The organism is Duganella sp. FT27W (assembly GCF_009295655.1).
Classification (GTDB): Bacteria; Pseudomonadota; Gammaproteobacteria; order Burkholderiales; family Burkholderiaceae_D; genus Rugamonas; species Rugamonas zoogloeoides.
In genome coordinates this window covers 941,697-954,659 of the sequence record NZ_WHIV01000003.1, presented here as the reverse complement: position 1 = coordinate 954,659, position 12,963 = coordinate 941,697, and the positions used below count along the sequence as shown (strand labels likewise).

15 protein-coding genes are annotated in these 12,963 nt (G+C 62.2%); 12 read left to right on the top strand and 3 right to left on the bottom strand.

The annotated features are described in order from the left end of the window. Positions 1-60: 60 nt before the first annotated feature. Genes F8197_RS16090 through F8197_RS16080 form a run of 3 tightly spaced genes read right to left on the bottom strand, consistent with a single transcriptional unit; the run spans position 61 to position 2,227 of the window. Positions 61-660 (bottom strand): gamma-glutamylcyclotransferase, encoded by a 600-nt coding sequence (locus tag F8197_RS16090; RefSeq protein ID WP_152882935.1) that lies wholly within the window; start codon positions 658-660, stop codon positions 61-63. Positions 661-709: 49 nt separating this feature from the next. Continuing rightward, the gene (locus tag F8197_RS16085) at positions 710-1,255 is read right to left on the bottom strand and encodes an NAD(P)H-dependent oxidoreductase (RefSeq protein ID WP_152882700.1); all 546 of its coding nucleotides are present in this window, start codon (positions 1,253-1,255) and stop codon (positions 710-712) included. Between the two features lie 57 nt (positions 1,256-1,312). Then, the gene (locus F8197_RS16080; protein WP_152882699.1) at positions 1,313-2,227 is read right to left on the bottom strand and encodes a LysR family transcriptional regulator; all 915 of its coding nucleotides are present in this window, start codon (positions 2,225-2,227) and stop codon (positions 1,313-1,315) included. A gap of 168 nt (positions 2,228-2,395) precedes the next feature. Between F8197_RS16080 and F8197_RS16075 the strand changes: the two genes are divergently transcribed. The 12 genes from F8197_RS16075 to F8197_RS16020 all read left to right on the top strand — a co-directional run bounded on the left by F8197_RS16075 (position 2,396) and on the right by F8197_RS16020 (position 12,949). Then, on the top strand, positions 2,396-3,418 hold the full coding sequence (locus F8197_RS16075) for a fumarylacetoacetate hydrolase family protein (protein ID WP_152882698.1): 1,023 nt from the start codon (positions 2,396-2,398) through the stop codon (positions 3,416-3,418). Next, a complete protein-coding gene (gene maiA, locus F8197_RS16070; RefSeq protein ID WP_152882697.1) occupies positions 3,418-4,062 on the top strand; it encodes a maleylacetoacetate isomerase in 645 nt (214 codons plus the stop codon). The genes F8197_RS16075 and maiA overlap by 1 nt, the downstream gene beginning before the upstream one ends. A gap of 103 nt (positions 4,063-4,165) precedes the next feature. Then, a complete protein-coding gene (locus F8197_RS16065; protein WP_152882934.1) occupies positions 4,166-5,497 on the top strand; it encodes a glucoamylase family protein in 1,332 nt (443 codons plus the stop codon). A gap of 54 nt (positions 5,498-5,551) precedes the next feature. Next, a complete protein-coding gene (locus F8197_RS16060; RefSeq protein WP_152882696.1) occupies positions 5,552-6,328 on the top strand; it encodes a uracil-DNA glycosylase in 777 nt (258 codons plus the stop codon). Between the two features lie 138 nt (positions 6,329-6,466). After that, positions 6,467-6,949 carry a Fe-S cluster assembly transcriptional regulator IscR gene (gene iscR, locus F8197_RS16055; protein WP_026637015.1) on the top strand — a complete coding sequence of 161 codons (483 nt, stop codon included), beginning with the start codon at positions 6,467-6,469 and terminating at the stop codon, positions 6,947-6,949. A gap of 47 nt (positions 6,950-6,996) precedes the next feature. Further along, positions 6,997-8,253 (top strand): IscS subfamily cysteine desulfurase, encoded by a 1,257-nt coding sequence (locus F8197_RS16050; protein ID WP_152882695.1) that lies wholly within the window; start codon positions 6,997-6,999, stop codon positions 8,251-8,253. Positions 8,254-8,303: 50 nt separating this feature from the next. Next, positions 8,304-8,696 (top strand): Fe-S cluster assembly scaffold IscU, encoded by a 393-nt coding sequence (gene iscU, locus F8197_RS16045; protein WP_019920391.1) that lies wholly within the window; start codon positions 8,304-8,306, stop codon positions 8,694-8,696. A 148-nt stretch (positions 8,697-8,844) separates the two neighbouring features. Next, positions 8,845-9,168, top strand: coding sequence for an iron-sulfur cluster assembly protein IscA (iscA, locus tag F8197_RS16040; RefSeq protein ID WP_019920390.1), 324 nt, complete (start codon positions 8,845-8,847; stop codon positions 9,166-9,168). A gap of 7 nt (positions 9,169-9,175) precedes the next feature. Next, the gene (hscB, locus tag F8197_RS16035) at positions 9,176-9,691 is read left to right on the top strand and encodes a Fe-S protein assembly co-chaperone HscB (RefSeq protein WP_152882694.1); all 516 of its coding nucleotides are present in this window, start codon (positions 9,176-9,178) and stop codon (positions 9,689-9,691) included. 66 nt (positions 9,692-9,757) lie between these two features. Further along, entirely contained in the window at positions 9,758-11,638 is a 1,881-nt protein-coding gene (hscA, locus tag F8197_RS16030) for a Fe-S protein assembly chaperone HscA (protein ID WP_152882693.1), read from the top strand. Between the two features lie 29 nt (positions 11,639-11,667). Continuing rightward, complete coding sequence (gene fdx / locus F8197_RS16025; RefSeq protein ID WP_056143563.1) at positions 11,668-12,009, top strand: ISC system 2Fe-2S type ferredoxin; 342 nt, start codon at positions 11,668-11,670, stop codon at positions 12,007-12,009. 1 nt (position 12,010) lies between these two features. Then, the gene (locus tag F8197_RS16020; protein ID WP_373996892.1) at positions 12,011-12,949 is read left to right on the top strand and encodes an SAM-dependent methyltransferase; all 939 of its coding nucleotides are present in this window, start codon (positions 12,011-12,013) and stop codon (positions 12,947-12,949) included. Positions 12,950-12,963: the final 14 nt, after the last annotated feature.

Here is a 12,963-nt window from a genome sequence, read left to right as displayed (position 1 = left end):
CGGTGCGCGGACTGCGTCGGCGTGCCGGCCGGTTACGGGGATGCCGCAGGCGTTAGCCGCTCAGGTCCGCGCCATCCGACTGGCCAGTTCCACCAGGTGCCGCTCGATTTCGAACACGTGCGGATCGTCGCGGCCCAGTTCGCGCAGCGCGTGGGCCAGGTGGTTCAGATAGTCGCTATTGGGACCGCTGGGGCCGGCCGAGCGGGCAATATGTTCGGCGATGTCGCGCTCGGACGCTTCGCCGATGAAGGCGAGATTGTCCGGCGTGGCGATGTAGACGAGCCCCAGCACGCTTTCGGATGCATTGTTAGCCTCTTCATCCTCGAAACTGATCGGCGTAGCCAGCCGTAAATAACCGTCCTTCTCGCGATGGTCGAGATGGGCGAATACCTCGGGCGTGATCAGGTAGGCCATGCCGTGGCAGATGGCGCCCGGCGCTTCGATCAGTGTGACTACGCGGCCCGGCGCGTCGGGCGTGCCGCGGTGGTCGTGCGAGCCTTGCCAGAAGCGCCGGGTCCAGTTGGCGATGCTGGCGGGGCGCCGTTGCAGGTAGGGAAAGTCGGCCTTGTAGATCAGCGAACCGTAGCCGAACAGCCATACGCTGTGGTGGCCGTCGAACTGGTCCATTTTCTGGTTGATGGCGATGGTGTCTGCTGTCATGTCGGTCTTGCTGTGCTGTGGTGTGTCCGCCTGTGGCACTGCCAGCAGGTCAGGCACGGTCTGCCTGCGCGGCAAAATCGCTGCTGCGCGCGATCTGTAATTGTCGCACACCGATCGACGCGAAGGCGGCCTGCAACTGCTCTTCGTAGTGTCGCATTAGCGTGGCGCTGGCCGGGTCGTCCGCGCCGGACGTCACCAGCACCACCTGTATTTCAGCCATGCAATCGTTTTCACTCGGATCATGCAAAGGCAGCAAGCGGTCCAGCCACACCTTCAGCGACGACGGCGCGAAATAATTGTGCATGGGTGCACCGACCACCACGATGTCGGCCTCGATGAACTCTTGCAGCAGCGCGGCGCTGAGCAGCACTTCGGCACGCAGGTCGGGATGCATCGGGATGGCGGCGTTCCATTGCCGGCTCATCGCTTGCAGCAGCGGGCCGCTCACGTGCGACAGCGGCGCGGCTGCCAGGTCGCGGTAGATGATGTGGGCGCCCGGGTGGGCGGCAATCAGTTCGGCCACGGTAGCGGCCGTATGTTGGCGTGAGCGCGACTGGTCGCCGCGCACGCAGGAGTCGATATGCAGGATGTTCATCGGCTCAGGATAAACAGGCGCTTGTCAGTGTGTCATTGGATTAAATGTAAATATTCTTTACAGCAACGATACTTGCCATGGGTGGGCGGCGACGAATTGCTTGAGAAACGCAACAAAACTGTCGGCCGCCGGCGACAGCGCGCGGGCGTTGCGGGTGTACACGAAAAAGCGCCGGGTCAGTGCTGGCGCCTGTAGTTGACGCATGTGCAGGCCGTACAGCGCGACCATTTTCTCGGCGTACGGCAGGCAGACCGTAATGCCGAGGTTGGCGTGGACCATGGCCAGCGCCGTAGTCATGAAGGTCACTTCGTTGGCTGGTCGCAGCGATAAATCCCGGAACGAAGTGTGCATATCGCGCAACAGCCGTTCGGTAAACTGGCCTTGCAATGCAATAAAAGGGTAGCGGTCGACGTCGGCCCAGGTCACGTGCTGCGCCTGCTGCAAGGGGTGGCCTTCGGGAAATACCACCACGAACGGCATCTCGAACAGCGGTTCAGCGGCGATGTCGGCCGTGGTGTCGCGGTCGGGGCCGATGCCGAAGTCCACCTCGCCGCTGAACACGCGCGCCGATACTTGCTCCACCGGGCTGTCGGCCAGCCGCACCTGCACGTCGGGATGCAGGTGGCGATAGGCGGCAATCGCCTCGGGCAGCAAGGTGCACGACAACATCTGCGGCGCTGCCACCCGTACTACGCCCTGCTTGAGCGCCTTGCGGCTGGCAATGTCGGCCATGGTGCGGTCGAGGTCTTGCAGCATTTTCTCGAACAGCGGCGTCAGTTCTCGTCCCAGCTCCGATAATTGCGCCTTGCGCGTGGTGCGCTCGACCACGCGCAAGCCCAGGATCTGTTCCAGTTCCTTGATCTGGCCGCTCAGGGCGGACTGGGTCAGGTGCAGGTGCTCGGCGGCCAGCGTAAAGCTGCCGGTCTTGGCCAGCGCCACCAGGGCGCGCATGTGGCGCAAACTTGGATTCATAAGGAAATTTGATAAATCATGATAAAAATCTCGTTTGCATGATATCTGGGATTGGCGTCTAATCCCAGGGAAACCATCGCGCACATTACGGAGACCTGTCATGCACCAAAGCACCATCGCCACCGCAGCCACAGCCGCAGAAGCAGCAGCCCAACCGGGAGCCCGCGCATGAAACTCGCCACCCTCAAGGACGGCAGCCGCGATGGCCGCCTGGTTGTAGTCAGCCGCGACCTGTCGCACTATCAAGCGGTGCCCAAGATTTCCGCGACCCTGCAACACGCACTCGACAACTGGGACCTGGTCTCGCCGCGCCTGCAGGCGGTGTACGACATCCTCAATACCGGCGAAGCGGTCGATGCCCGGCCATTCGACCAGCACGCCTGTCACTCGCCGCTGCCACGCGCCTACCAGTGGGCCGACGGCTCTGCCTATATCAACCACGTGGAACTGGTGCGCAAGGCGCGCAATGCCGAGGTGCCGGCGTCGTTCTACACCGATCCGCTGATGTACCAGGGCGGCTCCGACAGCTTTATCGGTCCCAACGACCCGATTTATGCGCTCAGCACCGACTGGGGCATCGACCTGGAAGCGGAAGTGGCCGTGATCACCGCCGACGTGCCGATGGGCGTGGCCGTCGAGGATGCCGCCGCCGCAATCCGCCTGGTGATGCTGGTCAACGACGTCTCGCTGCGCAACCTGATCCCCAACGAACTGGCCAAGGGCTTCGGCTTCTTCCAGTCGAAGGCGGCCAGCGCCTTTTCGCCGGTGGCGGTCACGCGCGACGAACTGGGCCAGCACTGGCAGGACAGCAAGCTGCACCTGCCGCTGCTGGTGGACCTGAACGGCCAGCCGTTCGGCAAGCCCAATGCCGGCGAGGACATGACCTTCAATTTCGCCCAACTGGTGGCGCACGCGGCTGCCACGCGTGAGCTGGCGGCCGGCACCATCATCGGCTCCGGCACCGTGTCCAACAAGCAGGGCAACCTGCACGGGTCGAGCATCGCCAACGGCGGTGTCGGCTATTGCTGCCTGGCCGAAGTGCGCATGTACGAAACCATTGAAACGGGCAAGCCGCAAACGGCATACCTGCAGTTCGGCGACCGCGTGCGGATCGAGATGATGGATGCCAACGGCGCCAGCATCTTTGGCGCCATCGACCAGGACGTGGTCCACTACGGCGAAAAAAGCTGATGAAGCTCTACACCTATTTCCGCAGCTCGGCTGCCTACCGGGTGCGTATTGCGCTCGAACTGAAAGGGCTGGATTACCAGGCGCTGCCGGTGCACCTGCTGCGCGGTGGCGGCGAGCAGTTGCAGGCGGCGTACCGCGCCATCAACCCGGCCGGGCTGGTGCCCGCGCTCGACGATGACGGCGCCATCCTGACCCAGTCGCTGGCCATTCTTGAGTACCTCGACGAAACCCGGCCGCAAGCCCCGTTGCTGCCGCCAGACCCCGCTGGCCGGGCCCGCGTGCGTGCGCTGGCGCTGACCATCGCGGCCGATACCCATCCGCTGGGCAACCTGCGCGTGCTGAAATACCTGACCGGCCAGCTGGAGCAAAGCGACGAGACCAAGCTGGCGTGGCAGCAGCACTGGCTGCGCACCGGCATGGCAGCGCTCGAAGCCATGCTGGCCGGTGACCCGCGCACCGGGACCTTTTGCCACGGTGACCAGCCCGGCCTGGCCGATTGCTGCCTGGCGCCGCAGCTGTTTTCCGCCCAGCGTTTCGGTGTCGATCTGGCGCCGTATCCCACCATCACGCGCATCCACGATCACTGCGCGGCGTTGCCCGCATTCCAGCGCGCGCACCCGGCAGCGCAGCCGGATGCCGAATAGCGTCACTCGGGCAAGCTGGTCCGTTAGTTCAGGCACATACCACCGGCCACAGGTATGACACGATGCAGTTTTACAACAACTGCCCGGGCCTGACATGACGACTATGCCGCGTATCGAGCGCCCGCCGCTCGCAGTCGATGACGCGACGGTGGCGCTGCTGGGCCAATTGCAAAGGGAGTCGTTCGACTACTTTGTCACCGAAGCCAATCCCGCCAACGGCCTGGTGCGTGACAAGACGGCCGGCGTCGGCTGGCCCGCCAGCATCGCGGCGGTTGGCATGGCGCTGACCTGCTACCCGATTGCCGTCGAGCGCGGTTTCATGCCGCGTTCCGATGCCATCGCCCGCACCCTGGCCACCTTGCGCTTTTTCGCCAACTGCGAGCAGAGCGAATCGCCAACCGCCAGCGGCTACAAGGGTTTCTACTATCACTTTCTAGACATGGACACCGGCGCACGGGCGCGCGACAGCGAACTGTCCAGCATCGACACCGCGCTGCTGATCGCCGGCGTGCTGGCTGTGGTCGAATACTTCACCGGCGTCGATGACGATGAACGCGAAATCCGCAACCTCGGCGACTTGCTGTACCGTCGCGTGGACTGGCAATGGATGCGCCGCCGCAAGCGCCTGCTGTGCCACGGCTGGAAGCCGGGCAAAGGTTTCCTGCGCTGGCATTGGGAAGGTTACGACGAGGCGCTGATCCTGTACGTGCTGGCGCTGGGCTCGCCTACGTACCCGATCGAACGCGACAGCTACGACGCCTGGGCTACCACCTACGAATGGAAAACCGTCTACGACATCGAGTACCTGTACGCGGGGCCGCTCTTCATCCACCAGATGTCGCACGTGTGGCTCGATATGCGCGGCATCCGCGATCATCCCATGCGCGCTCACGACCTCGACTATTTTGAGAACAGCCGCCGCGCCACGTTGGTCCAGCAGCGCTATGCGATTGAAAACCCGCTCGGCTTTCCCGAGTACGATGCGCTGCACTGGGGCATTTCGGCCTGCGACGGCCCGGGCCCGGGCACCCGCAAGATCGGCGGCGTACAGCGAAAATTTTACGATTACATCGCCCGCAGCGTACCGTACGGCCCGGACGACGGCACGCTGGCGCCGTGGGCAGTGGCAGCTTCATTGCCATTCGCCCCCGAGATCGTGCTGCCGACCATCCGCCACTACCAGACCCTGGACTTGCACGAGGAGCGCCAGTGCGGCTTCAAACCCTCGTTTTCCACCGTGTTCCACCACGCGCGCGGCGGCTGCGTGCGCTGGGTGTCGCCGTACCACTTCGGCATTGACAAGGGGCCGGCCATCATCATGGCCGACAACTACCTGCACGACTTTATCTGGCGCCTGATGCGTGGCAACGAATACATCTGCACCGGCTTGCAGCGGGCCGGCTTCGAAGGTGGCTGGTTAAGCAACAATGGCTAGGTAGCTGCAAGCAGGCAAGTTACAATCTCGCCTTTGTCCGATTGCCTTGCAGCCATGACCATCCCCGATTCTATCCTTGCCGCGCTCGATGGCGCCGACGCTTCCTGGCGCCCGTTGTTAATCGAGGGCCTGCAGGCGGTGATGAAGGCCACGCCCGATTACCTGCCGCAACTGGCAGTTGACCAGTACCTGCCTACCGAAGGCCGTTTGTTTGCCGCGTTTGCCTTGCCGCTGGACCAGGTGCGCTATGTCCTGGTGGGCGAGGGGCCGTACCCGCGCGCGCTCAGTGCCACCGGCGTATGTTTCATGGATGGCGCCGTCGGCAGCCTGTGGTCGAGCGAGGAGGGCGGCGGCTTGTCGAAGGCGGTCAACAAGGCCACGTCGCTGCGCAACTTCATGAAGATGCTGCTGGTGGCCGATGGCCAACTGCAGCTGGACAATACCGCCGGCGACGCCATGGCGGCTGTCTCGACCCGCGCGCGCAGCGGCGCCGGCACCCATATCCAGACCCTGGACGACATGCAGCGCAAGTTGACTGGCCAGGGTTTTTTGTTGCTGAACGCGTCGCTGGTGTTCCGCAGCCATATCGTGCCCGTTAAAGACGCCAAGGCCTGGCTGCCGTTTTTCGAAACCGTGATGGCCGGTCTGGCCGCGCAGTCGGCCACCACGCCCACCATGATCCTGTGGGGCAAGATCGCCGAACTGCTGAAGAAATTACCGGTAATGAACGAGTTTCCGCAGATCGTGGCGGAGCATCCGTACAACCTGAGTTTTATTGCCAACCAGGACATGCACGCACTGTTTAGCCCGATGCAACTATTGAAAGCTTAGCCACAGGCCAAAACCGAGGGGCCACCGGCAAGCTTCGCCAAAGTTTGGTATACTTGACTAATTCGATCAACTACTCAGGCTTAAACGTACACTGAGCGGGGCAGGCAGGGTCGATATTTTAACCGAACCGAGGTAGTGATGCGTCTGACCACTAAAGGCCGTTTTGCTGTGACTGCGATGATTGACCTGGCTTTGCGCCAAGGCAAGGGCCCGGTCACGCTATCGGGCATCAGCCAGCGCCAGGCCATTTCGCTGTCGTACCTGGAGCAATTGTTCGGCAAGTTGCGCCGCCACGAAATTGTCGAATCTATCCGCGGTCCGGGCGGTGGTTACAGCCTGGCCCGCCGGGCGGACAAGGTCACGGTGGCTGACATCATCATCGCCGTCGATGAGCCGCTGGACGCCACCCAGTGTGGCGGCAAGGAAAATTGCCACGGCGCCGATGCCGCCAGTGGCGTGCGTTGCATGACTCACGAGTTGTGGGCCACGCTGAACGAAAAAATGGTTGATTACCTCGATTCCGTGTCGTTGCAGGATCTGGTCGATCAACAGAAGCAAAAGCATGCCGACCAAAGCGTGGTGGTTATGCACCGCAATGAAAACCAGGCCGCGTTGGGTTGAGCGCATTGCTTGCCAGGCTAAAAACAAAAGATGAACGGAGTTACCAGATGAACGCCCCAGAAAAAAATCTCGCCGCCGTAAAGTTCCAGACCGCGCCGCATTTCCCTATTTATATGGACTATTCGGCCACCACGCCGATCGACCCGCGCGTGGCCGATGCCATGATTCCTTACCTGCGCGAGCAGTTCGGCAATCCCGCATCGCGCAGCCATATGTACGGCTGGACTGCTGAAAAAGCGGTGGAAGAGGCGCGCGCCCACGTCGCCGCCCTGGTCAATGCCGACCCGCGCGAAATCATCTGGACCTCCGGCGCCACCGAGTCGAACAACCTCGCCATCAAGGGCGCAGCGCAGTTCTACAAGACCCGCGGCAAGCACATCATCACGGTAAAAACCGAGCATAAAGCTGTGCTCGACACCGTGCGCGAACTGGAACGCCAGGGTTTCGAAGCGACGTACCTGGAACCGCAGGACAACGGCCTGATCACCATCGAGCAGCTGACCGCCGCCATCCGTCCCGACACCATCCTGATTTCGGTCATGCTGGTGAATAACGAAATCGGCGTGATCCAGCCGATCGACGAAATCGGCGCGCTGTGCCGCTCGAAAGGCATCATCTTCCACTGCGACGCCGCGCAAGCGACCGGCAAGATCGTGATCGACCTGCAAAAAACCAAGGTCGACCTGATGACCTTTACCGCGCACAAAACCTATGGCCCGAAAGGCGTGGGCGCGCTGTACGTTTGCCGCAAGCCGCGCGTGCGCATCGAAGCACAAATGCACGGTGGCGGCCACGAGCGCGGCCTGCGTTCGGGCACCTTGCCTACCCACCAGATCGTGGGCATGGGCGAAGCGTTCCGCCTGGCCAAAGTGGAAATGGATACCGAAATTTCGCGCATCAAGGCGCTGCGTGACCGCCTGGCCACCGGCCTGCAGGAAATCGAAGAAACCTATATCAACGGCGACATGGAACACCGCGTGCCGCACAATCTCAACGTCAGCTTCAACTACGTCGAGGGCGAGTCGCTGATCATGGCCGTGAAAGACCTGGCCGTGTCGTCGGGTTCGGCCTGCACCTCGGCCAGCCTGGAGCCGTCGTACGTGCTGCGCGCCCTGGGCCGCAGCGACGAACTGGCGCACAGCTCGATTCGCTTTACCATCGGCCGTTTCACGACCGAAGAAGACATCGACTTCGCCATCGAACTGATGAAGTCGAAAGTCGGCAAGTTGCGTGAACTGTCGCCGCTGTGGGACATGTTCAAGGAAGGGATCGACATCAGCTCGATCCAGTGGGCCGCGCACTAATCACGCTGCGCGCTACGTACGAATCACCTAAAAGATACAGGAGCAACAAAATGGCTTACTCGGAAAAAGTACTGGACCACTACGAAAACCCACGCAACGTCGGAGCTTTCGACAAGGGCGATGACAGCATCGGTACCGGCATGGTCGGCGCGCCAGCGTGCGGCGACGTGATGAAACTGCAAATCAAGGTTGGCGCCGATGGCCTGATCGAAGATGCGAAATTCAAGACGTACGGCTGCGGTTCGGCCATCGCCTCGAGCTCGCTGGTGACTGAATGGGTCAAGGGCAAAACCCTCGACCAGGCGCTGGCCATCAAGAACACGCAAATTGCCGAAGAACTGGCACTGCCACCGGTCAAGATTCACTGCTCGATCCTGGCAGAAGACGCGATCAAAGCGGCTGTTCAAGACTATCAAGCCAAGCATCCCGCAGTCGCCGCTTAAAGTTGTTGAAATGCGACCGTGGCGTCGTGGTGACGGCCCTGTGTTCTCACAGTACTGGCGTACTGTCTTCGCCGCCACGCCTAGCCACAATCGCATTGCAACAACTTTGGTTTTATATAGGCCGGCTGTCGCCGGCACGGAGAATTAGATGGCAATTACCCTGACCGAAAAAGCAGCCAAGCACATCAATCGCTACATCGAACGCCGCGGCAAGGGCGTCGGTTTGCGTTTTGGCGTGCGTACCACCGGCTGCTCGGGCCTGGCGTACAAGCTCGAGTATGTCGATGAAGTGGCCGACGAGGACAGCGTGTTCGAGTCGCACGGCGTGAAGGTATTCGTCGATCCGAAAAGCCTGCCGTACATCGACGGCACCGAGCTGGACTTCGCACGCGAAGGCTTGAACGAAGGCTTCAAGTTCCACAACCCGAACGAAAAAGACGCTTGCGGTTGCGGCGAGAGTTTCCGTATTTAAACCGCCTATGCAAAATCACTTCGAGCTGTTCCAGCTGCCGCAGCGGTACGCGGTCGATGCCCACGCGCTCGACAACGCCTACCGCGACGTGCAAAGCCGGGTCCATCCGGACAAATTCGTCAACGCGACCGACGCTGAAAAGCGCGTCGCCATGCAGTGGGCCACGCGCGCCAACGAGGCGTATCAAACGCTGAAGAACCCGCAAAAGCGCGCCCAGTACCTGTGCGAGCTGCACGGCGTCGATCTGCAGACCGAATCGAATACCGCGATGCCGGTGGCGTTTTTGATGCAGCAGATGGAATGGCGCGAAGCGCTGGGCGACGCCCGCGCCGCGAAAGACAGCGATGCCCTCGACGCGCTCGACCGCGACCTGCGCGCTGCCCGCAAGGCGCAACTGGCCGACATCGAACAGCAGCTCGACGCCGCCGATTACACCGGCGCCGCCCAGGGCGTGCGCGCGCTGATGTTCCTCGAAAAATTCGGCGAAGAAGTCCGCTTCGCCTTCGAAGCAATCGAAGCCTGAGGCCTGCGGGGCCGCTACAGGTTCCCATGCCGCCCAGGCAAACCAACAAGAATACAGGTTCCACCCATGGCACTTCTGCAAATCTCCGAACCAGGCATGTCCACCGCACCGCACCAGCATCGGCTGGCGGTCGGGATCGACCTTGGCACCACCAATTCGCTCGTTGCCACCGTGCGCAACAGCATCCCGGAAGTGCTCAATGACGAAGACGGCCGGCCGCTGCTGCCGTCCGTGGTGCGCTACCTGCCCAACGGCCATGCCAACATCGGCTACAAGGCCCAGCAGGCGCAGGCGACTGACCCGAAAAATACCATCGTCTCCGTCAAGCGCTTCATGGGACGCGGCCTGGCCGATATCGCCTACGTGGAAAACATGCCGTACGATTTCCAGGATACGCCCGGCATGGTGCAGCTGAAAACCGTGGCTGGCATCAAGAGCCCGGTGGAGATTTCGGCGCAAATCCTGGCCACCCTGCGCCAGCGCGCGGAAGACTCGCTTGGCGACGACCTGGTGGGCGCGGTGATCACCGTGCCCGCATATTTTGATGACGCCCAGCGCCAGGCCACCAAGGATGCCGCGCAACTGGCCGGCATCAACGTGCTGCGCCTGCTGTCCGAGCCGACTGCCGCAGCGATTGCCTATGGCCTCGATAACGGCTCCGAAGGCGTGTATGCCGTGTACGATCTCGGTGGCGGCACCTTCGACATTTCGATCTTGCGCCTGTCGAAAGGCGTGTTCGAAGTACTGTCCACCGGCGGCGATTCGGCGCTGGGCGGCGACGACTTCGACCACCGCCTGTTCTGCTACATCCATCAACAGGAAAAACTGGCGCCGCTGTCCGACGAAGACACCGCCACCCTGATGATCAAGGCGCGAGAAGCGAAGGAACTGCTGTCGAACAAGACCGAAGTGACGGTTGACGCCATTCTCAACTCGGGCGAGGAAGTCCACCTGCGCATCACCGCCGAGACCTTCCACGAGATCACCAAACACCTGGTCGCCAAGACCATGAATGCGATCAAGAAGGCGCTGCGCGACGCCAGCATCGATCCCGACGACGTCGATGGCGTGGTCATGGTCGGCGGCGCCACGCGCATGCCGCACGTGCAGCGTGCGGTGGGCGAGTACTTCCACACCACGCCGCACGCCAATATCGATCCCGACAAGGTGGTGGCGCTGGGCGCTGCCGTGCAGGCCAATCTGCTGGCCGGCAACCGCGCGGCCGGCGACGACTGGCTGCTGCTCGACGTGATTCCGCTGTCGCTCGGCATCGAGACCATGGGCGGGCTGGTGGAAAAAATCATCCCGCGCAATTCGACCATTCCGTGCGCGCGTGCGCAGGAGTTCACCACCTTCAAGGACGGCCAGACCGCGCTGGCCGTGCACGTGCTGCAAGGCGAGCGCGAACTGGTCACCGATTGCCGTTCGCTGGCGCGTTTCGAGTTGCGTGGCATTCCGCCGATGGCGGCCGGCGCGGCGCGTATCCGCATCACGTACCAGGTCGATGCCGATGGCTTGCTGTCGGTGTCGGCGCGCGAACTGCGTTCGGGTGTGGAAGCGTCGATCAGCGTCAAACCAGCCTATGGGTTAGGAGACGACGACGTCGCGCGCATGCTGCAAGAGTCGTATAAATCGGCCGACGTGGACATGATTGCCCGCGCCCTGCGTGAAGAGCAGGTGGAAGCGGAACGCATCCTGTTGGCCACGCAGGCAGCGCTGGACGAAGACGCCGCCTTGCTGTCCGACGAAGAGCGCGCGGCAGTCGATGCGCTGCTGGCCGCCACCCGCGACGTGCTGGCCAGGTCGCAAAGCGGCGCGGCCGACCACGGCGCCGTGAAAGCGGCGGTGGAAGCGCTGGCGCACGGCACCGAAGAATTCGCGTCGCGCCGGATGGACCGCAGCGTGCGCAGCGCGCTGGCGGGCAAGGCGCTCGACCAGGTCGTCTGAAAAAACAACTAAAACTACTGAGGTATCAAGTGCCACAAATCGTATTCCTGCCCCACGCCAAACTGTGCCCGGACGGCGCCGTCGTTGAAGCCAAGCCGGGCCAGACCCTGTGCGACATCATGCTCGAGAACGACATCAACATCGAGCACGCGTGCGAAAAATCGTGCGCCTGCACCACCTGCCACGTGCTGGTGCGCGAGGGAATCGAGTCGCTGAACGAAGCGAGCGAAACCGAAGAAGACATGCTGGACAAGGCCTGGGGCCTGGAAGCCGTGTCGCGCCTGTCTTGCCAGGCCGTGGTGGCCGACGAAGACATGGTGATCGAGATCCCGAAATACACGATCAACCACGCCAGCGAAGGCAGCCACTGATATGGCGTCTGCCAAGGCTGGCGCACAGAAGCCGGCAAACAAACCGGCCGCCAGGTCGGTAGCGCCGAAAACCGGCGCAGGTAAAATCGGTACCACGGTGACCGGCGCCGACAACATGCCCGAAATCCGCGAAGGCCAGACCGTGGCGCTGCTGCAGGAGCTGCACATCCTCACGCGCGACGGCAAGATGAACCAGGACAGCCGCCGCAAGTTGAAACAGGTCTATCACCTGTACCAGTTCATCGAGCCGCTGTTGAAGGACGTGCTGGCCGCCAAGGGCCACGTGTCGCTGGTCGATCACGGCGCCGGCAAATCGTACCTCGGCTTCATCATCTACGACCTGTTCTTCAAGGCGCTCGAAGCCGGTTCGCACATTTACGGCATCGAGACGCGCGAAGAACTGGTCGCGCGCTCGCAGCAGCTGGCCGCGCAGTTCGATTTCCCCGGCATGTCGTTTCTGCCGCTGTCGGTGGCCGAGTCCACCGAATCCAAATTGCTGCCACCGCAGATCGACATCGTCACCGCGCTGCATGCGTGTAACACCGCCACCGACGATGCCATCGATTTCGCGCTGAAGAAGAAATCGAAGCACATCGTGCTGGTGCCGTGCTGCCAGGCCGAAGTCGCGTCGGTGCTGAAGAAGAACAAGGGGCAATCGATGGGCAAGTCGGCATTGTCCGAAATCTGGCGCCACCCGATCCACACCCGTGAATTCGGCAGCCAGATCACCAACGTGCTGCGCTGCCTGCAACTGGAAGCCCATGGCTACCAGGTGACGGTGACGGAACTGGTGGGCTGGGAGCACTCGATGAAGAACGAGCTGATTATCGCCACCTATAAAGACCTGCCGCGCCAGCGGCCCGCCGAGCGCCTCAAGGAGGTACTCGATACGGTGGGTTTGCAGGAAATGGACAAGCGATTCTTTACAGAGCAGGTATAACTTAAAGGGGCATG